22 protein-coding genes are annotated in these 21196 nt (G+C 60.0%); 12 read left to right on the top strand and 10 right to left on the bottom strand.

All coding sequences use genetic code 11. The annotated features are described in order from the left end of the window. The 4 genes from BI292_RS16385 to BI292_RS16370 all read right to left on the bottom strand — a co-directional run. The coding region (locus BI292_RS16385) for an AbrB family transcriptional regulator (protein WP_178076588.1) at nt 1-390 on the bottom strand (390 nt) is incomplete at its 3' end. Beyond that, on the bottom strand, nt 383-1897 hold the full coding sequence (locus BI292_RS16380) for a tripartite tricarboxylate transporter permease (protein WP_101208472.1): 1515 nt from the start codon (nt 1895-1897) through the stop codon (nt 383-385). The genes BI292_RS16380 and BI292_RS16385, both read right to left, overlap by 8 nt. A 1-nt stretch (nt 1898) precedes the next feature. Continuing rightward, nucleotides 1899-2357 carry a tripartite tricarboxylate transporter TctB family protein gene (locus BI292_RS16375; RefSeq protein ID WP_101208471.1) on the bottom strand — a complete coding sequence of 153 codons (459 nt, stop codon included), beginning with the start codon at nt 2355-2357 and terminating at the stop codon, nt 1899-1901. 58 nt (nt 2358-2415) lie between these two features. Then, nucleotides 2416-3393 (bottom strand): tripartite tricarboxylate transporter substrate binding protein, encoded by a 978-nt coding sequence (locus BI292_RS16370; protein ID WP_101208470.1) that lies wholly within the window; start codon nt 3391-3393, stop codon nt 2416-2418. A gap of 422 nt (nt 3394-3815) precedes the next feature. On the opposite strand from BI292_RS16370, the gene BI292_RS16360 reads away from it, so the two are divergent. Beyond that, complete coding sequence (locus tag BI292_RS16360) at nt 3816-4487, top strand: response regulator (protein ID WP_092271875.1); 672 nt, start codon at nt 3816-3818, stop codon at nt 4485-4487. Beyond that, nucleotides 4480-5868, top strand: coding sequence for a sensor histidine kinase (locus BI292_RS16355; RefSeq protein WP_101208468.1), 1389 nt, complete (start codon nt 4480-4482; stop codon nt 5866-5868). Before BI292_RS16360 ends, BI292_RS16355 begins: the two co-directional genes overlap by 8 nt. A 206-nt stretch (nt 5869-6074) precedes the next feature. Here BI292_RS16355 and BI292_RS16345 read toward each other — a convergent pair whose 3' ends face one another. Continuing rightward, complete coding sequence (locus tag BI292_RS16345; RefSeq protein ID WP_101208467.1) at nt 6075-6896, bottom strand: HDOD domain-containing protein; 822 nt, start codon at nt 6894-6896, stop codon at nt 6075-6077. A gap of 36 nt (nt 6897-6932) precedes the next feature. Then, nucleotides 6933-7874 carry a folate-binding protein YgfZ gene (locus BI292_RS16340; RefSeq protein ID WP_101208466.1) on the bottom strand — a complete coding sequence of 314 codons (942 nt, stop codon included), beginning with the start codon at nt 7872-7874 and terminating at the stop codon, nt 6933-6935. Between the two features lie 148 nt (nt 7875-8022). On the opposite strand from BI292_RS16340, the gene BI292_RS16335 reads away from it, so the two are divergent. Both BI292_RS16335 and BI292_RS16330 read left to right on the top strand, forming a co-directional pair. Continuing rightward, nucleotides 8023-8277: a succinate dehydrogenase assembly factor 2 gene (locus tag BI292_RS16335; protein WP_007944081.1), complete on the top strand. Its 255-nt coding sequence runs from the start codon at nt 8023-8025 to the stop codon at nt 8275-8277. After that, nucleotides 8261-8713, top strand: coding sequence for a protein YgfX (locus BI292_RS16330; protein ID WP_101208465.1), 453 nt, complete (start codon nt 8261-8263; stop codon nt 8711-8713). The genes BI292_RS16335 and BI292_RS16330 overlap by 17 nt, the downstream gene beginning before the upstream one ends. Here BI292_RS16330 and nadB read toward each other — a convergent pair. After that, entirely contained in the window at nt 8682-10298 is a 1617-nt protein-coding gene (nadB, locus tag BI292_RS16325) for an L-aspartate oxidase (RefSeq protein ID WP_092271860.1), read from the bottom strand. The genes BI292_RS16330 and nadB overlap by 32 nt on opposite strands. Before the next feature lie 558 nt (nt 10299-10856). Between nadB and rpoE the strand changes: the two genes are divergently transcribed. The 4 genes from rpoE (at nt 10857) to BI292_RS16305 (ending at nt 14695) form a co-directional block, all read left to right on the top strand. Then, entirely contained in the window at nt 10857-11438 is a 582-nt protein-coding gene (gene rpoE / locus BI292_RS16320) for an RNA polymerase sigma factor RpoE (RefSeq protein ID WP_007944079.1), read from the top strand. 30 nt (nt 11439-11468) lie between these two features. Continuing rightward, nucleotides 11469-12056 carry a sigma-E factor negative regulatory protein gene (locus BI292_RS16315; RefSeq protein ID WP_101208464.1) on the top strand — a complete coding sequence of 196 codons (588 nt, stop codon included), beginning with the start codon at nt 11469-11471 and terminating at the stop codon, nt 12054-12056. An 8-nt stretch (nt 12057-12064) separates the two neighbouring features. Further along, entirely contained in the window at nt 12065-13024 is a 960-nt protein-coding gene (locus BI292_RS16310; RefSeq protein WP_101208463.1) for a MucB/RseB C-terminal domain-containing protein, read from the top strand. Nucleotides 13025-13270: 246 nt separating this feature from the next. Further along, nucleotides 13271-14695: a DegQ family serine endoprotease gene (locus BI292_RS16305; RefSeq protein ID WP_101208462.1), complete on the top strand. Its 1425-nt coding sequence runs from the start codon at nt 13271-13273 to the stop codon at nt 14693-14695. Between the two features lie 107 nt (nt 14696-14802). On the opposite strand, the gene BI292_RS16300 is transcribed toward BI292_RS16305, so the two are convergent. After that, nucleotides 14803-16236 carry a M48 family metalloprotease gene (locus BI292_RS16300; protein ID WP_092271847.1) on the bottom strand — a complete coding sequence of 478 codons (1434 nt, stop codon included), beginning with the start codon at nt 16234-16236 and terminating at the stop codon, nt 14803-14805. Nucleotides 16237-16334: 98 nt separating this feature from the next. Between BI292_RS16300 and BI292_RS16295 the strand changes: the two genes are divergently transcribed. Both BI292_RS16295 and BI292_RS16290 read left to right on the top strand, forming a co-directional pair. After that, the gene (locus BI292_RS16295) at nt 16335-16574 is read left to right on the top strand and encodes a sulfurtransferase TusA family protein (RefSeq protein WP_101208461.1); all 240 of its coding nucleotides are present in this window, start codon (nt 16335-16337) and stop codon (nt 16572-16574) included. A 30-nt stretch (nt 16575-16604) separates the two neighbouring features. Further along, nucleotides 16605-17675, top strand: coding sequence for an AI-2E family transporter (locus BI292_RS16290; protein WP_092271839.1), 1071 nt, complete (start codon nt 16605-16607; stop codon nt 17673-17675). Nucleotides 17676-17808: 133 nt separating this feature from the next. Here the strand turns inward: BI292_RS16290 and BI292_RS16285 are convergent, their stop codons facing one another. Both BI292_RS16285 and BI292_RS16280 read right to left on the bottom strand, forming a co-directional pair. Further along, entirely contained in the window at nt 17809-18282 is a 474-nt protein-coding gene (locus tag BI292_RS16285; RefSeq protein WP_101208460.1) for a peroxiredoxin, read from the bottom strand. Nucleotides 18283-18292: 10 nt separating this feature from the next. Then, the gene (locus tag BI292_RS16280; protein WP_017336973.1) at nt 18293-18853 is read right to left on the bottom strand and encodes a glycine cleavage system protein R; all 561 of its coding nucleotides are present in this window, start codon (nt 18851-18853) and stop codon (nt 18293-18295) included. 328 nt (nt 18854-19181) lie between these two features. On the opposite strand from BI292_RS16280, the gene dapA reads away from it, so the two are divergent. Further along, nucleotides 19182-20060: a 4-hydroxy-tetrahydrodipicolinate synthase gene (dapA, locus tag BI292_RS16270; protein ID WP_092271829.1), complete on the top strand. Its 879-nt coding sequence runs from the start codon at nt 19182-19184 to the stop codon at nt 20058-20060. A 17-nt stretch (nt 20061-20077) separates the two neighbouring features. Next, nucleotides 20078-21193, top strand: coding sequence for an outer membrane protein assembly factor BamC (gene bamC, locus BI292_RS16265; RefSeq protein WP_092271826.1), 1116 nt, complete (start codon nt 20078-20080; stop codon nt 21191-21193). Nucleotides 21194-21196: the final 3 nt, after the last annotated feature.

Below are 21196 nucleotides of genomic sequence, written 5' to 3'. Positions count from 1 at the left end.
GTTGACCATCTCGCCGGAGCCGCCGGGCATGCTGGAAAAGAACGCCGTGGCGCGGTCCTCGCCGGTACGCCGCATCAACCAGACCCCGACCACGCTGGACAGGCTGGTGACCAACGCGCCGAAGAAAATCAGACCGAAGTGGCTCAACACCTGCTCCATCACCACCGGGGTGAAGTGCAGGCCGATGCCGATGCCGACGATCCACTGGCCGCACTTGCGTCCGCCAGGGATTTCCGCCAATTGCCACGGCGTCAGGCAGCGCACGAGGATAATCGCCAGCAACGAGCCGACCATCCACGGCAACGGCCAGCCGATCTGGCTGGCGAGGTAACCGCCGAGCAGACCGACCAGCGGTGTTCCCCACCAGGTTTTGAAGGGTCGATCAGACATCGGCGAGGGCGCGCCGCGCGACCGAACGTTTGCGCCAGATCCGCACGAGTGGCATCAGCAGCATCAGCGCGGTCAGCACCCAAACCCCGAAGGTGATCGGGCTCGACCAGAGGATTTCCAGCGCACCGTTGGAAATCGACAGCGCACGACGCAGGTTCTGCTCCATCAGCCCGCCGAGGATGAAACCGAGCAAAACCGGCGACAACGGGAAGTCCAGTTTGCGCAGGATGTAACCGAAGATGCCGATGCCGACCATCAGGAACAGGTCGAAAGTGGTCGCATGCACCGCATACACGCCGATCCCGGTAATGATCGCGATCACCGGCACCAGCGCCCAGTTCGGCACGGCGAGGATGCGGGTGAAGATACGGATCATCGGAATGTTGAGGATCACCAGCATGATGTTGGCGATGAACAGCGACGCAATCAGGCCCCAGACGATGTCCGGTTGTTGCTGAAACAGCAGCGGGCCGGGCGTGATGTTGTACAGCGACAGCGCGCCGATCATCACTGCTGTGGTGCCCGAACCCGGAACGCCGAGGGTCAGCATCGGCACCAATGCACCGCAGGCCGAAGCGCCGATTGCGGTTTCCGGTGCGGCGAGGCCGCGCATGTCACCTTGGCCGAACGTGCCTTTGGCCCCGGCGATGCGCTTCTCGGTCATGTACGCGACGGCGCTGGCGAGGGTCGCGCCGGCACCCGGCAACACGCCCATGATGAACCCGAGCAAGCCGCAACGGATGTTCACCACGAACACCGAAGACGCTTCCTTGAAGTTGAACATCATGCGCCCGGTGGCTTTGACCGCTTCCTGGCCGCGGTGGGTTTTTTCCAGCAGCAACAGAATTTCGCTGATCGAGAACAGCCCCAACACCAGCACGACGAACTGAATGCCGTCGGTCAAATGGATGTTGTCGCCGGTAAAACGGTAAACGCCGCTGTTGGCATCGATGCCGACGGTCGACAGAAACAGCCCGATCAGCGCCGCAATAAAGGTCTTCAGCGGTCGATCCCCGGCCATGCCGCCGAGGCAGACAATCGCGAACACCATCAACACGAAGTATTCCGCCGGGCCGAAGGCAATCGCCCATTTCGCCAGCAGCGGGGCGAACAGCACCATGCCGCAGGTCGCAATAAACGCGCCGATGAACGAGCTCCACGCCGACAGCGACAACGCCACGCCGGCCAAGCCTTTGCGGGCCATCGGGTAACCGTCGAGGGTGGTCATGACGGTCGATGCTTCGCCGGGAATGTTGAGCAGAATCGAGCTGATCCGCCCACCGTATTCGCAGCCCAGGTACACCGCCGCCAACAGGATCAACGCCGATTCCGGCGGCAGACCCAGCGCGAACGCAATCGGGATCAGCAACGCCACGCCGTTGATCGGTCCCAGCCCCGGCAACAGGCCGACGACGGTGCCGATCAGCGTGCCACACAGCGCGGTCACCAGGTTGTACGGGCTCAGCGCGACGCCGAAACCCTGGCCCAAATAGCCAAACGTATCCATATCAGTTCTCCAGAACGTCGAGCAGCCCGAGGGGCAGCGGCACGTCCATCAACTTGTCGAACAGCAAGTAGAGGCCAACGCTCATCAGCGTGGTGACGACAACGCTGGGCAGCCAGCGCCCGCCGTACAGACGCGCCATCGGGATGCCGATCAAGACGCTGCTGAGGATGAAACCCAAGGGTTCGAACAACCCGGCGAAGATCAGCAGCAGCACGATGCAGATGCCGATTTTGTTCAGGGTCTGGCGGTCGAGTTGCGGGTCGTCATCGCTGTGCACGATTGGGGTTGGGCGAAACAGCATGTAGAGCAGACCGAGGCCCATCAGGCCCAGCATCAGCAGTGGAAACGCCCGGGGTCCTACAGGTTCGTAGGAAAAAGCCGCTTGATACGGCCACGCCATCAGCGCCAGACCGGCGCAAGCCGCCAGCAGCACCGCAGCAAAAATGCGTTGTAAGAGCATGCAAAACTCCTGGGCCGCGACCCCGAGAACCGGGGCCGCCGCCGCTAGACAGAGGCGATCACTGGATCAGGCCGAACTCTTTGGCCAGCACTTTGTAGTCCGCGACTTGCTTCTTCACGTAGGTGTCCAGTTCCTGGCCGGTCATGGCGAACGGGAACAGTTCACGCTGATCGCGCAACTTGGCGAAATCTTCGGACGCCAGCAGCTTGTCGAAGGCATCTTTCCACCACGCGTAGTCTTCGTCGCTGACCTTCGGCCCGAGGTAGAAGCCGCGCACCACCGGCCAGACGATGTCGTAGCCTTGCTCTTTGGCGGTCGGGATGTCTTTCATTTCCGGCTCGTCCAGACGCTTGTCGGAGAACACCGCGAGCAAGCGCATGTCGCCGCTCTGGATGTGCGGCATGGAGTCGGAGATGTCGGTGCTGCCGACTTGGATGTGGCCGCCGAGCAGCGCGGTGGCGATTTCGCCGCCACCTTGAAGGGCGACGTAACGCAGGTCGCGCGGGTTGATCCCGGCAGCCTTGGCGATCAGCGCGGTTTGCATCCAGTCCTGGCTGCCGACGGTGCCGCCGGAACCGATGACCACTTTGCTCGGATCTTTCTTCAGCGCCTGAACAAGATCGTCCAGCGTCTTGTAAGGCGAATCGCTTTTCACTGCGATGGCGCCGTAGCTGGTGCCGACTGCCGCCAACCAGCGCACGGCGTTTTCATCGAAACGGCCGAACTTGCCTTGTGCCAGGTTCAGCAGCGAACCGCTGGACCACGCAACCAGCGTGCCGGCATCGGCCGGGCGCTGCGCGACCACCGCGTTGTACGCCACCGCGCCGACACCGCCGGGCATGTAGGTCACGCGCATCGGTTTGCTCAGGAGTTTTTCGTTCACCAGCGCGCTTTGCACCAGTTTGCAGGTCAGGTCGAAACCACCGCCGGGGGAGGCCGGGGCGATGCATTCCGGGCGTTTTGGCTCGGCCATCAATTGGCCGGCGAAGAGCATGCAACTGGCGGCGAGGGCGAAACGGCGCAGTGATCGATTCATTTTTTGTCTCCAGAGGAGTTGTTGTTTTTGGGGATGTTTCAGGTGCGGCGGTTTCGCGTCACGCAGCCGGCAGAAGCGCTGGCAAGCGTAAACGAAAGAGAAGGGGTAAAGGCTTGGGATGGGCGAATCCGGGGCTGTGTGGACAGCATGGTGCAGTACCTCGTTATTGTTCTTATTGGCGAAAACGCATCAAGGCGTTTTTCGGGAGCTACATTTGCGGGGAGCTATTTTTGCGAGAGCTACATTTCCAACCACGAAGGATGGCTTGCAATTGAAACCGTCCGTCGCCGACTGTAACGGTCGAACCTTTCACTAACCTTTCAGCGAGCTTTCAATGTTTTCGGGCTTCACAGCGGCGCAAGCGGCGGTAAACTCCGCGCCAAAGAATGGCGTCGACCATCCCTGAACGAGGAAAAAAAGCCATGCGTGTCCTGCTCGTCGAAGACCATCTGCAGCTCGCCGAAAGTGTCGCTCAGGCGCTCAAGAGCACCGGTTTGACCGTTGATGTGTTGCACGACGGCGTGGCGGCCGACCTCGCCTTGAGCAGCGAGGAATACGCGGTGGCGATTCTCGACGTCGGCCTGCCGCGCATGGATGGTTTCGAGGTATTGGCGCGGTTGCGCGCTCGCGGGAAGACTCTGCCGGTGTTGATGCTGACCGCGCGCAGCGACGTCAAGGACCGCGTGCACGGCTTGAACCTCGGCGCCGACGATTACCTGGCCAAGCCGTTCGAACTGACTGAGCTCGAAGCCCGGGTCAAAGCCCTGTTGCGCCGCAGCGTGTTGGGCGGCGAGCGTCAACAGACCTGCGGCGTGCTGGCGTATGACCTCGACACCCGGCGTTTCACCCTCGGCGAAGAATTGCTGACCCTGACCTCGCGCGAGCAGGCCGTGCTTGAAGCGCTGATCGCCCGTCCGGGTCGGGTCATGAGCAAGGAGCAACTGGCCTCGCAGGTATTCGGGCTGGACGAAGAGGCGAGCCCCGATGCGATCGAAATCTACGTCCACCGCTTGCGCAAGAAACTTGATGGCCAGCCGGTCGCAATCGTGACCTTCCGTGGCCTCGGTTATTTGCTGGAAAGCCGCGATGCATAAGCCCAGCAGCCTGCGCTGGCGGTTGTTGTGGAACCTCGCGTCGCTGCTGGTGGTGTTGATGTTGGCCAGTGGTTTGAGCGCTTACTGGAACGGTCGCGAAGCCGCCGACACCGCGTACGACCGAACCTTGCTGGCGTCGGCGCGGACCATCGCCGCCGGGGTTTCACAGCGCGACGGGACGCTCAGTGCCGACGTGCCCTACGTTGCCCTCGACACCTTTGCTTACGACAGCGCCGGGCGGATTTTTTACCTGGTGAATGACATCCACCAAAACCTCATCTCCGGTTACGAAAACCTGCCGCCACCGCCGCCCGGCACGCCGCGTACCGATGACTATCCGGCGCTGGCGCGCTTCTACAACGCCAAATATCAGGGGCAGAACGTGCGCGTGGTCAGTCTGCTCAAACCGGTGAGCGAGCCAAACATGAACGGCATGGCGGAAATTCGTGTCGCCGAAACCGACGAAGCGCGGGTCAGCATGGCGCGCAGTCTGGCGGCAGATACCTTGCTGCGACTCGGTATGTTGGCGGTCGGCGCGTTACTGCTGGTGTGGTTTGCGGTGAGCGCGGCGTTGCGACCGCTGGAGCGCTTGCGCACGGCGGTGGAAGAGCGTCAGTCGGACGACTTGCGCCCGTTGCCGCTGGTCGAAGTGCAGCACGAACTGTGGCCACTGGTGCGCGCGCTCAATCACTTTACCGAGCGCCTGCGCGGGCAATTCGAGCGCCAGGCGCAGTTCATCGCCGATGCCGCGCATGAACTGCGCACCCCGCTGGCGGCGCTCAAGGCACGCCTGGAATTGGGCTTGCGCGCCACTGACGCGCAAACCTGGCGCAGCACCCTGGAAACGGCTGCGCAAGGCACGGAAAGCCTGACTCATTTGGCCAATCAATTGCTGTCGCTGGCGCGCGTCGAAAATGGCGCGCGGGCGATTGCCGAGGGCGGCGCGCAGTTGCTCGACTTGAGCCAACTGGCGCGGGAACTGGGCATGGCCATGGCGCCGCTGGCGCACGCGCGTGGCGTCGCGCTGGCCTTGGAGGCGGACGAGCCGGTGTGGCTGCGCGGCGAACCGACGTTGTTGAATGAACTGCTGAGCAATCTGGTGGACAACGCCTTGGCGCACACGCAGCCGGGCGGCAATGTGATTCTGCGAGTGACGGCGCCAGCGGTGCTGGAGGTCGAGGATGACGGGCCGGGGATTCCGCTGGAGGAACGTGATCGGGTGTTCGAGCGCTTTTATCGGCGCAATCAGCAGATCGCAGGATCAGGTCTGGGGCTGGCGATTGTCGGCGAAATCTGCCGCGCGCACCTGGCGCAGATCAGCCTGCACGACGGCGAGGTGGCGGGGTTGAAGGTTCGGGTGAGTTTTATTCCCGGGGAGTAAACATCAAACCTGTGGCGAGGGGGCTTGCCCCCGTTGGGATGCGAAGCAGCCCCAAAACCCGGCACTCAATAGCTAGGCTCGACCGTATTCAGCGGATTTGCGACTGCTGCGCAGCCGGACGGGGGCAAGCCCCCTCGCCACAGCAAGCCTCGCTCCTACAGGGACGGCGTGATTCCTGTAGGAGCGAGGCTTGCCCGCGAAGCTCTTTACAAAAACATCAACCGCGACTCTTCAAGCTCTTGGCACATCGCTTCGTTGTCGGGATTGATCTTCAGTTTCTTGAACGCCGGCACGCTGAACGCATCAATTGCCGCCAACGGATGGTTGGTGCCTTTGTAGCAGTACAAACAGGCCACCTGCACCAGATCGACATAATCGACGCGCTTGGATTCACGGGTGAAATCCAGATATTGCCCCGGCAACTTCGCGAGCATTTCCGGAAATTCCCAGACACTCAGCAGCTTGTCGCCGACCAGCGGATGAATGCGATCGATGACGTGGTTGAGGCTGATCGGGTCCGACAGCAGCTCATTGTGTTCTTCGGCATACGTCAGAATCGGCAAAACGCCGATCTGATGCACCAGCCCGCCGAGCGCCGCCTGATCCGGTTTGAGTTGGGTGTAGCGGCGGCACAGCGCATAGCTGACCCCGGCGATTTCCAGGCTCTTGAGCCAGACATCGCGCATTTTCTGCTCCACCACCTCGGAATTGGCGTTGAAGATCTGCTCCATCACCAGACCGATGGCCAGGTTGCTGCTGTAATTCACGCCGAGCCGGGTGATGGCGGTGTGCAGGTCGGTAACTTCCTGAGTCGCCCGCAGCAGCGGGCTGTTGACCACTTTGATCAAACGCGCCGACAGCGCGGTATCGCGACCGATGACTTTGCTCAGGGTGCTGACACTGATCTCCGGATCTTCAGCAGCCTTGCGAATCTGCATGGCCACTTCCGGTAATGTCGGCAGCACCAGGTCATCGTTGTCGATGGCCGCAACCAAATCCCGTTGGACCTTATCCGCCAGCTCGCTCATTGATGTTCTCTAGGGTCTTGCAAGAAAGTGCTGCTGTCAGCGCTGGATTTCTTTGTCGCGGTCCAGTGTGTAGGGCAGGTCAAGCAGGTGCAGGGCAGGGCCTTCCAGCGCTGCCAGATGGATATCACCCGACTCTGCTGCTTCGGCTTGCAGCACCGCCAGGAGTTCAATGTTTTCTTCGCCGCGAGCAGCGATCACCACTTCACCGATTGAGCTGTTGTGGGTCGGCGCAAACAGTTGCGTGCCGGGCTCGGGCAATTCGCTGCCCTCCAGCTGCAAGCGGTACAGACGACGCTTGAGTTTGCCGAGGTATTGCATGCGCGCGACGATTTCCTGGCCGGTGTAGCAGCCTTTCTTGAAACTCACGCCGCCGACGGCTTGCAGGTTGAGCATTTGCGGGATGAACACCTCGCGAGTGCTCGGCATCACTTGGCCGATGCCTGCGCGAATCTGCCCGAGCAGCCACTGATTCAGCTCGCCTTCGGTCAGCAACGCGGAAAGCCTGCCTTTGATGCTTGCCGCTTGATCGGCGGCGACCCACAACTCGGCGCGCTGCGGCGACACACGAATGGCGATCAGGCCGTCGTTGCGCACAACGCTGTCGGTGTCGGCCGGCAACTCAAGACCCAGGCTGCTCAACGCAGCATCGCCGTGGTCGAGGCCGAAACGCACCCAAGCGGCGCTTTCGTCAGTCAGCTTGGACTTGGAGAACACTGCGTATTTTTTCAGGTCCGCCAGTTGCGGCTCCAGCAGCTCGGTGGCCATGGCCAGCAGCACGCCGTCGCTTTCCAGCAGAATGCGGAAACTCGATTGCATCCGGCCTTTCTGGGTGCAACGGGCACCGAGGCTGGATAGGTTGTCGCTGAGGTAATTAATGTTGCAAGTCAGTTGGCCTTGCAGGAATTTGCCGGCATCCGCGCCGCGTACCGCGAGAACGCCTTCGTGTGACAGGGTGCAGAAAAAAGCAGAATCGGCCATGAGTCATCGCAGGGTAAAGAGTCTGGGGGACATCATAAGGGTGCGCCCTGGAAATGGGTAGTTTACAAAAGCTCGGCAGGCCCGACCAAAGCCGACTGTTCGCTCAGGCTTTGGCCTGTATACTTGCCGCCTATTTGAGGAGCGCTCCATGGTCGAAGATGTTGAACTGAATCGCCTCTACTGGCACAGCCGCCGCGGCATGCTTGAGCTTGACGTGTTGCTGGTGCCGTTCGTGAAAGAGGTTTACCCGCACCTCAATGATGTCGACCGCGATTGCTACCGCAAGCTGCTCGAATGCGAAGATCAGGACATGTTCGGCTGGTTCATGGAACGCGCCGAATCGGAAGATCCGGAGCTTCAGCGCATGGTTCGCATGATCCTGGACCGTGTCCAGCCCAAGTAATACCTTCGAATGCCGCTGGCATGCCTCCGGGCAACTGCTGGCGGCGTACGGTTTGGCCCAGCTGTTTGCGCTGGGCGCATTATTTCTTCTTTCCATACCTGCGTGGGCGAGTCTGCTCGGCGTGTTGCTGTGCCTGGCGCACGGGTTTCGCCAGTTGCCGCGACAGATTCTGTTGACCCATCCGCAGGCATTCCGTGGCTTGCGCCGCGATGCCGACGGCTGGCAGTTATGGAATCAGGCGCAAGGCTGGCAACCGGTGCAACTGCGGCCGGACAGCCTGGCGTTACCGCTGATCGTGGTGCTGCGCTTTCGTTTGCGCGGCGAGCGGCGGGTCAGGACGATTTGCGTGCCGCGCGACTCGCAGACGGCGGATGTGCACCGACGCCTGCGGGTCCGACTGACGTTCAGTCGACGTAGGTGGGCGGCACCAGAATAGTGTCCAATGCCTCGGGCAACATGTCCGGGTAATCCAGCGTGTAGTGCAAGCCGCGACTTTCCTTGCGCTCCATCGCCGACTGGATCATCAACTCGGCGACTTGCGCCAAGTTGCGCAGCTCGATCAGATCGCGGCTGACTTTATAGTTGCTGTAGAACTCGTCGATCTCATCCAGCAACAACCGCACCCGGTGCTGCGCCCGCTGCAGGCGCTTGTTGGTGCGCACGATGCCGACGTAGTCCCACATGAACCGCCGCAGCTCATCCCAGTTGTGCGCGATGATCACGTCTTCATCGGAATCGGTGACCTGGCTCGCATCCCAGACGGGCAGGGCGATCGGGATCGACACCTGCGGCAACTGTCGGAGAATGTCCGCCGCCGCCGAACGCGCGTACACGAAACACTCCAGCAGCGAGTTGCTGGCCATGCGGTTGGCGCCGTGCAGGCCGGTGAAACTGGTTTCGCCAATCGCGTACAGGCCCGGCACGTCGGTGCGGCCCTGTTGATCGACCATCACGCCACCACAGGTGTAATGCGCCGCCGGCACCACCGGAATCGGTTGTTTGGTGATATCGATGGAAAATTCGAGGCAGCGCTCATAAACAGTCGGGAAGTGAGTCTTGATGAACGCTTCGGGTTTGTGGCTGATGTCCAGATAAACGCAATCGATGCCCAAGCGCTTCATTTCATGGTCGATGGCGCGGGCGACGATGTCGCGCGGGGCCAGTTCGGCGCGCGGGTCAAAGCGCTGCATGAAGCGTTCGCCATTCGGCAGCTTCAAATGCGCGCCTTCGCCACGCAGGGCCTCGGTGATCAGGAAGCTCTTGGCTTGCGGGTGATACAGGCAAGTGGGGTGAAACTGATTGAATTCCAGGTTCGCCACCCGGCAGCCCGAACGCCACGCCATGGCAATGCCGTCGCCGCACGCGCCGTCGGGGTTACTGGTGTAGAGGTAGACCTTGGCGGCGCCGCCGGAAGCGAGGATCACGAAACGTGCGCCGTAAGTGTCGACTTCGCCGCTGGCTCGATTGAGCACGTAGGCGCCGAGGCAGCGATCGCCTTCCAGGCCCAGACGTTTTTCGGTGATCAAGTCGACGGCGACGCGTTGTTCCAGCAGCTCGATGTTCGGGCGTTGTTTTGCTTGATCGAGCAAGGTTCTGAAGATGGCTGCGCCGGTGGCATCGGCGGCGTGGATGATGCGCCGATGGCTGTGGCCGCCCTCGCGCGTCAGGTGAAATTCAAATCCGCCGTCTTCAGTGCCCGATTGTTCATCGCGGGTGAATGGCACGCCTTGGTCGATCAGCCACTGGATTGCCTCTTTGCTGTGCTCGACGGTGAAACGCACGGCGTCTTCATGGCACAAGCCGCCGCCGGCATTCAGCGTGTCTTCGACGTGCGATTGCACGGTGTCGGTGTCATCCAGGACCGCAGCAACACCGCCCTGAGCCCAGAAAGTCGAGCCGTTGGCGAGGTCGCCTTTGCTCAGTACGGCGATGCGCAAGTGACCGGGCAAGGTCAGCGCAAGGCTTAAACCGGCAGCGCCGCTGCCAATCACCAGAACATCATGTTGGAACTGTTGGCTCATTTCATGATTCCGCTAAAAGCGACCCGGGTCGGGGTTGGCGCAAGACACTTTGACCGGCATGTCAGGCAGCCACACAGCCCACTAGTATATAGAGGGGGCGCGCGGCACAATAGCCGGGCCTACATGGCATTGTGAGACTACTGTGGAGCCGAAGACCGGACGCTTCGTCGGATGGTTTTTTCGCCGGTTCGGCGACAGGGTGACTGTATCGTGGATTTAACAGTCGTTTTCGCTGCACGGTTGCACAATGCCGGGTTAACGCAGCTATAAATATTTGGAACTTTTGCCAAAGGCCCAAGATCAATAGCTGGTTGCCTGAATCAAGGGACAGTGTCGGCTTCGAAGCGGGACTTGCAATTTGGTCCTCGCCGGCGAATCCGATGACAAGATTATTCGCGCAGCCGGGTTATTCCGAGCTGCGCTTTTCGTGCGTGCCAAATCAGAGCCCGCAGGAAACTTGCTTGAAGGGGGAGAACTTTTGCGAAAAGCCCGAGTCTATGTTTGCAAGTCTGGTCGTTTAGTTATGCAAGCCTCCTTCGAGCTTATCGAGGAGTGTTCATGCTAACCCAGGAAGAGGATCAGCAGCTGGTTGAGCGCGTCCAACGCGGAGACAAGCGAGCTTTCGATCTGCTAGTGCTGAAATACCAGCACAAAATTCTCGGGTTGATCGTGCGTTTTGTGCACGACACCCATGAAGCCCAGGATGTCGCACAAGAAGCCTTTATCAAGGCTTACCGTGCACTTGGCAACTTTCGCGGAGACAGCGCGTTTTATACGTGGCTTTACCGCATCGCCATTAACACGGCGAAAAACTATCTGGTTTCACGCGGCCGCCGGCCGCCGGATAGCGATGTCAGTTCCGAAGACGCAGAGTTCTACGACGGCGATCATGGCCTCAAGGATCTCGAGTCGCCGGAACGCGCATTGCTGCGGGATGAGATCGAAGGCACCGTCCATCGAACCATCCAGCAACTTCCAGAAGATTTGCGTACGGCTTTAACTTTACGTGAATTCGATGGTCTGAGTTACGAGGACATTGCGGCAGTCATGCAATGTCCGGTGGGTACCGTGCGCTCTCGGATTTTCCGCGCTCGGGAAGCCATCGATAAAGCCCTGCAGCCATTGTTGCAGGAAAACTGAGACAGCGGCGACAGCCAAGAGAGGAACGCCATGAGTCGTGAAGCCCTGCAGGAATCGCTGTCCGCAGTGATGGATAACGAAGCGGACGAACTGGAATTGCGTCGGGTATTGAATGCCTTTGACGACGTTGAAACCCGTGAAACCTGGGCTCGTTACCAGATCGCTCGGGCAGTCATGCACAAGGATTTGCTGCTTCCACGTCTGGACATTGCTGCGGCAGTCTCTGCTGCGCTGGAAGACGAAACCGTCCCGGCAAAAGCAACTCGCGGTCCATGGCGCAGCCTGGGTCGTCTGGCCGTTGCCGCTTCGGTAACTGTTGCTGTACTGGCAGGTGTTCGTCTGTACAACCAGGACGAAATTGCTGGTGTCGAACTGGCTCAGCAGTCCAATCAGCCTTCTCTGGCCGTTCCACAGGTCAAAGGCCCAGCTGTTTTGGCCGGTTATAGCGAAAGTTCGGAAACCACTGGCCCGATGGCTAATGGTGTGTTGCAAGGTCAGCCAGGCTGGCACGATCAGCGTCTGCCAAGCTACTTGCGTCAGCATGCACAAGAAGCTGCACTGAAAGGTACTGAGAGCGCTCTGCCGTACGCTCGCGCAGCAAGTCTGGAAAACCGTTAAGGAGGATCATGCGCGCCATACCTCTACTTTCGCTTCTGCTCGGTGGCTGGTTCGTTGTTCCAGCCCACGCCGACGAAGCCCAGGACTGGTTGACACGCCTGGGTCAGGCCGAGCAACAGCAAAGCTTTAACGGCACTTTTGTTTACGAGCGTAACGGTAGTTTCTCTACCCACAACATCTGGCATCGCGTCCAGGATGGCAAGGTCCGCGAGCGTTTGCTTCAGCTCGACGGCTCGGCACAGGAAGTCGTGCGCATTGATGGACATACTCAATGCGTCAGCGGCACCCTGATCGCGGGGCTGGGGGGATCTGCCAGCGCGGGCGCTCGTGCACTCGATCCACAAAAGTTAAAGAATTGGTACGAACTTGCCGTGATCGGCAAGTCGCGTGTGGCTGGGCGTGCGGCGGTGATTGTTTCACTGAAACCGCGCGACCAGCATCGTTACGGTTTCGAATTACACCTGGATAAAGAAACGGGCTTGCCCCTGAAGTCGTTGCTGTTGAACGACAAGGGACAGTTGCTTGAGCGTTTCCAGTTCACCCAGCTGGATACGGCTGATGTTCCTTCTGACAACGACTTGAAACCAGGTCCTGACTGCAAGGCCATCGCAATCAGTACGGACAAGGCTTCGGCGCAGAAAACCGCGGAAGTCTGGCGTTCCGATTGGCTGCCAGCGGGTTTCGAACTCAGCAGCAGCTCCACGCGCAAAGATCCCGAGACCAAAACCCAAGTCAGCAGTCTGATGTACGACGATGGCCTGGCACGTTTCTCGGTATTCCTTGAGCCATTGAACGGCGCGACTGTGACCGATACCCGAACTCAGCTCGGCCCAACCGTGGCAGTGTCCCGGCGTCTGACGACACCGCAGGGCGAGATCATGGTCACCGTGGTTGGCGAGATCCCCATCGGCACCGCCGAACGTATTGCGCTGTCCATGCGCAATAGCGCTTCAACAGCCAAGCAGTGAGCTGAACCTTGATGCTCATCGATCGACCGTTTGATAGTGCGAGAGGTCAGCAATGACCCTCACATCATCGAGATGTCGAAATGTTTGGTGAGTATTTCAAGTTGCAAAATCCCCCAAAATTTTCTATAGGTCAGTGCCTCTCGGCCCTGGCCTTGTTTGTTGTTCCCGGAACAAAAATACCGGCGTATCGTTCCCGGTGTTCCTTGCTCCATATCGCTTAACCATGCTCGTCGTAACGGGAGCCGTATGTCGATACCACGCTTGAAAACTTACCTTTCCATTTTTGCCACCGTGCTTGTGCTCGGTCAGGCTGTCCCTGCCCAGGCGGCTGACTTGCCCGACTTTACGCAACTGGTCGAACAGGCTTCGCCGGCAGTGGTGAACATCAGCACCACGCAAAAATTGCCTGATCGCAAAGCCTCCGGCCAGATGCCGGACCTTGAAGGCCTGCCACCCGCGTTGCGCGAATTCTTCGAACGCGGCATGCCGCAACCGCGCTCGCCGCGGGGCGATCGTCAGCGTGAAGCGCAGTCGCTGGGTTCCGGATTCATTATTTCGCCTGACGGTTACATCCTCACCAACAACCACGTGATCGCCGATGCCGACGAGATTCTCGTTCGTCTGGCTGACCGCAGTGAGTTGAAAGCCAAGCTGATCGGCACCGACCCGCGCTCCGACGTGGCGCTGCTGAAAATCGAAGGCAAAGACCTCCCAGTGCTCAAGCTCGGCAAGTCCCAGGACTTGAAGGCCGGCCAGTGGGTTGTCGCCATCGGTTCGCCGTTCGGCTTTGACCACACCGTGACCCAAGGCATCGTCAGCGCTATCGGTCGCAGTCTGCCGAACGAAAACTACGTGCCGTTCATCCAGACCGACGTGCCGATCAACCCGGGCAACTCCGGCGGTCCACTGTTCAACTTGAACGGCGAAGTGGTCGGCATCAACTCGCAGATCTACACCCGCTCCGGTGGCTTCATGGGCGTGTCGTTCGCGATCCCGATCGATGTCGCGATGGACGTTTCCAATCAACTGAAAACCGGTGGGAAAGTCAGCCGTGGCTGGTTGGGCGTGGTCATTCAGGAAGTGAACAAGGACCTGGCTGAATCGTTCGGTCTGGAAAAACCGGCCGGCGCGCTGGTTGCACAGATTCAGGACGACGGCCCGGCTGCCAAAGGTGGCCTGCAAGTGGGCGACGTGATCCTGAGCATGAACGGGCAACCGATCATCATGTCCGCAGACTTGCCGCACTTGGTCGGCGCGTTGAAGGCTGGCGCAAAAGCCAACCTTGAAGTGATCCGCGAAGGCAAACGCAAGAATGTCGAGCTGACCGTCGGGACCATCCCGGACGAAGGCAAAGAGCTGGATTCCAAGCTCAGCTCCGGCGCTGAAACCAACAGCAATCGCCTCGGTGTTGCCGTTGCCGACCTGACCGCCGAACAGAAGAAAACCTACGACCTCAAGGGTGGTGTGGTGATCAAGGAAGTTCAGGACGGACCAGCATCGCTGATCGGCTTGCAGCCTAATGATGTGATCACGCATCTGAACAACCAGGCGATCAGCGACAGCAAGGAATTTGCCGAGATCGCCAAGGCTCTGCCGAAGAACCGCTCGGTGTCGATGCGGGTCCTGCGTCAAAATCGCGCGAGCTTCATCACCTTCAAACTGGCTGAGTAAGCCGGTTGTTTGAAAGAGTTGAAAGGTTGGCTGAATAGCTGGCTGAATAAAAACCGCCTCGAAAGAGGCGGTTTTTTTGTGCCCGGGTTTTCTGCGCCTGATGAGGGTTAACCCATCATGTCCTTGATCATCCGTTCCTGATCCATCAACTCGCGCTGCCGTGCGTCGATGCGCGACGACAGCGGGAAGTTGCCGCCGGCCTTGCGCTTGGCGAAGTCGAGTTGCTGGATGGCCTGACGATAATCGCCGACCAGCGCAAAGTATTCGGCGCGAGCCTGATGCAGGCCAATGATGTTGCCCGAAAGCCCGCGAGTTTCCGCGACCATGTACCAGACATCCGGATCGTCCGGACGCGACTTGAGCAAATTCTCTAGCGCTTTCTCCGCGTCGACGTTGCGGTTCTGCTTGAGCAGCAGGTCGACGCGCACCTGATTCAGCGGATAGTTACCGGGGAATTGCGTGAGCAACCGATCAACTCGCGACTGCGCATCCGCAAGGCGATTATTGGTGATGTCGAGATCGACCTGCGCCAGGTTGTAGATAATCTCGTTCGGCGACTTGGCCAGCAATTGCTGGAGATTCTCGCGGGCCTCGTTCAACTGGCCGCCCTTGATCTGAGCGATGGCCAAGCCGTAGCGCGCAACGTCATTTTTCGGATTTTCATCGAGCTGAGCACGGAAGCGTTTCGCTCCCAGCCCCGGGGTCTCTTCGTAAACCAACTGCACGCGCGCGCGAATCAGCTGATAACGCATGCTGTCCTCGACGCCGCCGACCTTGGCCTGCTCGGCGCGGTTGCGCGTGTCGGCGATCCGCGATTCGGTCACCGGGTGAGTCAGGAGGAATTCCGGCGGCTTGGCGTCGAAGCGGTATTGCCGCATCAGGCGTTCAAACATGTTCGGCATCGAGCGCGGGTCGTAACCGGCTTTCACCAGATTGAGAATGCCGATACGGTCGGCTTCCTGTTCGTTCTGCCGCGAGAAGCGCCGTTGTTCCTGAATCGCCGCAGCCTGGGTGCCGGCAATGGCGGCAATCCCGGCATCACCGGCGCCGGCAGCGGCAATCACGATCCCGGCGAGCAGCGCAGCCATCATCGGCACTTGCATGCGTTGCGAGGCTTCAACGCCACGGGCGAAGTGGCGTTGCGACAAGTGCGCCAATTCGTGGGCGAGTACCGAGGCGTATTCGCCTTCAGTCTGAGCATTGAGGAACAGCCCGCCGTTGACCCCGATAATCCCGCCCGGCGCAGCGAAAGCGTTGAGCTGCGGGCTGTTGATCAGGATGAATTCCAGGCGCCGGTCAGAAACCTGGCTGGTTTCCACCAGTTTGTAGACGCTGGATTCAACGTAATCCTTTAGCTGCGGGTCGTTGAGTTGCGATACCTGGCTGCGCAACATCGCCAGCCACGCGCGGCCCAATTGGTATTCCTGCTGGGGCGAGACGATGGCAGAACTGGCGTCACCGAGTGACGGCAGGTCGTCGGCGAAGCCTGGTGAGGCGAGCAGGCAGGCGAGCGTCAGCAGGGTAGGGCGCAGAAAAGTCATGCACAAAGCCTTAGTCGACAAAGACCTTACTGTAGCCGGACACCGGGCTTCGGACCAGATATTCTAGGCCGCTCAGCCAACAGACCCGGAGTGATGCAATGATCGAAGCGGTAGACCATGACGTTGAACTGGACGCCAGTGGCCTGAATTGTCCGTTGCCATTGCTCAAAGCCAAACTGGAGCTCAATCGCATGCCCAGCGGCGCGGTGCTCAAGGTGATCGCCACGGACGCCGGCTCGCAGCGCGATTTTCGTACGTTCGCGAAACTGGCCGGGCATGCGCTGCTGCGCGAAGAAGACGAGGCGGGTGTTTACCGCTACTGGCTGAAAAAAGCCTGAAACCGCAGAGTTTGTGATTAAGGATTATTGATGTTCAAAGTGTTACGCGACTGGATTCAGCGCTACTTCTCCGACGAAGAAGCCGTAGTGCTGGCGGTGTTGCTGATTCTGGGGTTCACCGCCGTGCTTACCTTGGGCGGCATGCTCGCGCCGGTGCTGGCGGGGATGGTGCTGGCGTACCTGATGCAGGGGCTGGTGGTGGTTCTCGAACGCTGGCGCGTGCCCGGCGGCGTCGCGGTTGGGCTGGTCTTCGCGTTGTTCATGGGGTTGCTGTTGGTGTTCATCATCGTGGTCGTGCCGCTGCTCTGGCATCAACTGATCACGCTGTTCAACGAATTGCCCGGCATGCTCGCCAAGTGGCAATCGCTGCTTTTATTGTTGCCCGAGCGCTATCCGCATTTGGTCTCCGACGAGCAAGTCTTGCAGGCGATAGAAGTGGCCCGTGGCGAGATCGGCAAGTTTGGCCAGTGGGCGCTGACGTTCTCGCTGTCGAGCCTGCCGCTGCTGGTCAACATCATGATCTATCTGGTGCTGGTGCCGATTCTGGTGTTCTTTTTCCTCAAGGATCGGGAAATGATCGGGCGCTGGGTTCTCGGCTACTTACCGCGCGAACGGGCGTTGATCACCCGTGTCGCGCATGAGATGAACCGGCAAATCGCCAATTACATTCGCGGCAAAGTCATCGAGATTTTCATCTGCGGTGGCGTGACCTACATCGGATTTGTGGTGCTGGGGCTCAACTACGCGGCGCTGCTGGCGTTGCTGGTTGGCGTTTCGGTGGTCGTGCCTTATGTCGGCGCGGTGGTGGTGACCGTGCCGGTGCTGCTGATCGCGTTGTTCCAGTGGGGCTGGAGTGATCAGTTCATCTACCTGATGGCGGTCTACGGGATTATCCAGACGCTGGACGGGAACGTGCTGGTGCCGCTGCTGTTCTCCGAGGCGGTCAATCTGCACCCGGTCGCAATCATCTGCGCTGTGTTGCTGTTTGGCGGGCTGTGGGGTTTCTGGGGCGTGTTCTTCGCGATCCCGCTGGCGACGTTGTTCAAGGCTGTGCTGGATGCGTGGCCGCGCAAGGAAGCGGTGGTGGCGCCGCTGCTTTAAGCGTTTGTCTTGAGGGCCTCTTCGCGGGCAAGCCTCGCTCCTACAGACTTGCGCCGTTCCCGATCTGGCGAACGGCGCAAGTCTGTAGGAGCGAGGCTTGCCCGCGAAGGCGCCGCAACAGGCGCCAATAAAATCAGGCCTTGTTCAGCGACTCGGCCGCCGCCAACACCGCATCAACATGCCCCGGCACTTTCACGCCGCGCCATTCCTGACGCAGCACACCGTTCTTGTCGATCAGGAAAGTGCTGCGATCAACGCCCATGTATTCCTTGCCATACAGCTTTTTCAACTTGATCACGTCGAACAACTGGCAGAGCGCTTCTTCCTTGTCGCTGATCAGCTCGAAGGTGAATGCCTGCTTGGCTTTGAAATTCTCGTGGGATTTCAGGCTGTCGCGCGACACGCCGAAGACTTCGGTGTTGGCGGCTTTGAACGCCTGCAACTGATCGCGAAAGCCCTGGCCCTGAGTCGTGCAGCCCGGCGTGCTGTCCTTCGGATAGAAGTAAATCACCACTTGCTTGCCTTTAAGGCTCGCGAGGCTGACGGTCTGCCCGCTGGTGGCGGGTGCTTCGAAGTCGGTAACCGGTTGGTCGATAGCAACGGCCATTAAAGCTTCCTTACATTGGGTTTTGTGGGCGCCACGGTTCGATCAGGGCGTCCAGGTTCAGTGCGTCGGCGAAATCCAGGAACTGATCGCGCAGCCAGCTGATTTGCACGCCGGCCGGCAACGTCACGGTAAACGTCGCGTTGAGCATGGTGCCGCCGGTTTGCGGTGCCTGATACGTGTCGCACGTCAGGTTTTCCAGCTCGACGTTGTGGTCCATGAAGAACTGGCACAACTCGTTGATGATGTCCGAGCGGTAAGCCGAGCTGACATAAGCGACGTAAGGCAGGGCCTGTGGACGATTCTCCAGCGCCGCGCTGCGCACCACGTTGACCGTGAACGCATGCTTTTTGGCGAGGGTCGGCAGGCTGCCTTCGAGGCGGGCCAGAGCGTCCCAGCTGCCGGAGATCTCGAGGATCAGGGCACTGCACTCGCCATGACGCGTCAGGCGAGAAGTGACCACGGCGCAGCGGTTTTCATGGCTGGCGCGGCACAGGACGTTAGTCAGCTCCATGGGGTTGGCGCCGAGGGCACTGATGACAAGGAATTGTTCGCGAACTGTGGGGGTGGACATGCAGCATTCCTAAAGCGATGAGCGGTCGATACTTCGACAGGCTTTTGTTACCGGGGGCGACCCTGCGCAGACGAATTCAGAAAACCCGGGCCGAAGGTTGCAACGTGCTCCAGAGCGGCAGGAGCGAGGGGTGGCAACGCTGGATCGGGGCTTGTGATGCCGAAAATGGAGGCTGGAACCCGGCGTACGAGCTTATCAGTACCGATCAAAGTCTGAAGGGTAGCGAAAAGCAGCGCCAAGGGGAATGGCAGCAGCGCAGTACTTCGCTTGTACAAGCATCTTGGCGCCAGTACCATTACGGCTCTCTTTTTCCGGCAGGAGCGGTTGCATGATTGCGGGCAGTATGGTGGCACTGGTCACACCCATGGATGCACAAGGTCGTCTCGACTGGGACAGCCTGAGCAAACTGGTGGACTTTCACCTGCAAAACGGCACCCACGCCATTGTGGCGGTCGGCACGACAGGTGAATCGGCCACGCTAGACGTGAACGAGCACATCGAAGTGATCCGCTACGTGGTCAAGCAGGTTGCAGGGCGCATCCCGGTCATCGCCGGTACCGGTGCGAACTCGACGCGCGAAGCCATCGAGCTGACCACCAATGCCAAGAGCGCCGGCGCCGACGCCTGCCTGCTGGTCACACCTTATTACAACAAGCCGACCCAGGAAGGCTTGTACCAGCACTTCAAGACCATCGCCGAAGCCGTCGATATTCCGCAGATCCTCTATAACGTGCCTGGCCGCACCGCGTGCGACATGCTGGCCGACACCGTTATCCGTCTGTCGACCGTGAAAAACATCATCGGCGTGAAAGAAGCCACGGGTGACCTCGAGCGCGCGAAAGCGATCATCGCCGGCGTCAGCGAAGACTTCCTCGTGCTGTCGGGCGACGACGCCACGGCTGTCGAGCTGATCCTGCTGGGCGGCAAAGGCAACATCTCGGTTACCGCCAACGTCGCTCCGCGTGAAATGGCCGACCTGTGCAACGCCGCGCTCAAGGGCGATGCCGCAACCGCTCGGGCGATCCACGAGAAGTTGATGCCGCTCAACAAAACCCTGTTTATCGAATCCAACCCTATACCCGTGAAATGGGCTTTGCATGAAATGGGCTTGATGCCGGACGGTATCCGTCTGCCGCTCACCTGGCTCAGCGCTGCCTGTCACGAACCGCTGCGGCAGGCCCTGCGCCAGTCCGGCGTCCTGGTTTAATTGAGGAAGTACAACGCATGAAGCGAATGGCCGGACTTTCCGCACTTGCCTTGATTATCTCCAGCACCAGTGGCTGCGGATGGGTCTGGGGCCCGGAAGGTTACTTCCGTGACCGTGGTAGCGATTACCTGGAAGCGCAACAGACTGCACCGATGCAATTGCCACCGGATGTCAGCACCGCAAAACGTCTGGATCCGCTGTTGCCGATCCCGCGCAACGTGGCTGACGACACCGCGACGGGCGAATACATCGTGCCGCGTCCACAACCGCTGTCCGCGGTTGCCGACGCCAGCGATTACACCCTGCAAAAAAGCGGCGATTCGAGCTGGGTCATGGGCCAACACCCACCGGCTGAAGCGTGGCCAGTGGCCGTGCAATTCTTCCAGGACAACGGTTTCCGTCTGGACGAACAGCGCCCGCAAACCGGCGAATTCACCACCACCTGGCAGCACTCCGACGAACTGTCCGCAGCGATGGCCAAGCGCCTGAGCTCGGCCGGCGTCAGTGCCGACAGCGAAACCCGCGTGCGGGTCCGCATCGAGCCAGGCGTGCAGCGCAACACCAGTGAAATCTACGTAGTCAGCGCCCAGCGCCCGGCTGGCAGCACTGCCGACGTCGATTTCACCAACCGCTCGGTCAACACCGCCCTCGACGCCGCGCTGGTCGACGACATGCTCGCAAGCATGAGCCGTACCTCCGAGAAGGGCGGTTCGGTGTCGATGCTGGCCTCGCGTGATTTCGAAACGCCAAATCGCGTCAGCCTCAGCGAAGACGGCAGCGGCAACCCGATCCTGAACGTCGGTCCAGACCTGGATCGCGCCTGGTCGAGCGTCGGTCGTGCGCTGGAACAGGGCGAATGGCGCGTTGAAGACATCAACCGCAGCTTGGGCCTGTACTACATCAACCTTTCGGAAAAAGCCGAGAAGAAAGACGACAAGCCTGGTTTCCTCAGCGGCCTGTTCGGCAGCGAGCCGACCAAGGAAGAAGTTGAAGCCCGTGCCGAGCGTTATCAGGTTCGCCTGAGCAAGGTTGGCGAAAACGTCCAGGTCACCGTCGAGAAAAACATCAACACCGTTGCGCCTGCCGATGTGGCGCGCAAAGTGTTGAGCGTGATTCAGGACAACTTGGGCTGATCA

Origin of the sequence: Pseudomonas sp. 43NM1 (assembly GCF_002836905.1) — a bacterium.
In the GTDB taxonomy this organism is placed as follows: domain Bacteria; phylum Pseudomonadota; class Gammaproteobacteria; order Pseudomonadales; family Pseudomonadaceae; genus Aquipseudomonas; species Aquipseudomonas prosekii.
This window is presented reverse-complemented; position numbering and strand designations above follow the sequence as displayed.

Coding starts and splice junctions, on each gene's coding strand:
- BI292_RS16285 (WP_101208460.1), bottom strand. CDS start 18,282: ATGGCCGTTGCTATCGACCAACCGGTTACCGACTTCGAAGCACCCGCC.
- BI292_RS16295 (WP_101208461.1), top strand. CDS start 16,335: ATGATCGAAGCGGTAGACCATGACGTTGAACTGGACGCCAGTGGCCTG.
- BI292_RS16370 (WP_101208470.1), bottom strand. CDS start 3,393: ATGAATCGATCACTGCGCCGTTTCGCCCTCGCCGCCAGTTGCATGCTC.
- BI292_RS16355 (WP_101208468.1), top strand. CDS start 4,480: ATGCATAAGCCCAGCAGCCTGCGCTGGCGGTTGTTGTGGAACCTCGCG.
- BI292_RS16335 (WP_007944081.1), top strand. CDS start 8,023: ATGGTCGAAGATGTTGAACTGAATCGCCTCTACTGGCACAGCCGCCGC.
- BI292_RS16375 (WP_101208471.1), bottom strand. CDS start 2,357: ATGCTCTTACAACGCATTTTTGCTGCGGTGCTGCTGGCGGCTTGCGCC.
- BI292_RS16290 (WP_092271839.1), top strand. CDS start 16,605: ATGTTCAAAGTGTTACGCGACTGGATTCAGCGCTACTTCTCCGACGAA.
- BI292_RS16340 (WP_101208466.1), bottom strand. CDS start 7,874: ATGGCCGATTCTGCTTTTTTCTGCACCCTGTCACACGAAGGCGTTCTC.
- BI292_RS16360 (WP_092271875.1), top strand. CDS start 3,816: ATGCGTGTCCTGCTCGTCGAAGACCATCTGCAGCTCGCCGAAAGTGTC.
- BI292_RS16345 (WP_101208467.1), bottom strand. CDS start 6,896: ATGAGCGAGCTGGCGGATAAGGTCCAACGGGATTTGGTTGCGGCCATC.
- dapA (WP_092271829.1), top strand. CDS start 19,182: ATGATTGCGGGCAGTATGGTGGCACTGGTCACACCCATGGATGCACAA.
- BI292_RS16300 (WP_092271847.1), bottom strand. CDS start 16,236: ATGACTTTTCTGCGCCCTACCCTGCTGACGCTCGCCTGCCTGCTCGCC.
- BI292_RS16380 (WP_101208472.1), bottom strand. CDS start 1,897: ATGGATACGTTTGGCTATTTGGGCCAGGGTTTCGGCGTCGCGCTGAGC.
- BI292_RS16315 (WP_101208464.1), top strand. CDS start 11,469: ATGAGTCGTGAAGCCCTGCAGGAATCGCTGTCCGCAGTGATGGATAAC.
- bamC (WP_092271826.1), top strand. CDS start 20,078: ATGAAGCGAATGGCCGGACTTTCCGCACTTGCCTTGATTATCTCCAGC.
- BI292_RS16310 (WP_101208463.1), top strand. CDS start 12,065: ATGCGCGCCATACCTCTACTTTCGCTTCTGCTCGGTGGCTGGTTCGTT.
- rpoE (WP_007944079.1), top strand. CDS start 10,857: ATGCTAACCCAGGAAGAGGATCAGCAGCTGGTTGAGCGCGTCCAACGC.
- BI292_RS16305 (WP_101208462.1), top strand. CDS start 13,271: ATGTCGATACCACGCTTGAAAACTTACCTTTCCATTTTTGCCACCGTG.
- BI292_RS16280 (WP_017336973.1), bottom strand. CDS start 18,853: ATGTCCACCCCCACAGTTCGCGAACAATTCCTTGTCATCAGTGCCCTC.
- nadB (WP_092271860.1), bottom strand. CDS start 10,298: ATGAGCCAACAGTTCCAACATGATGTTCTGGTGATTGGCAGCGGCGCT.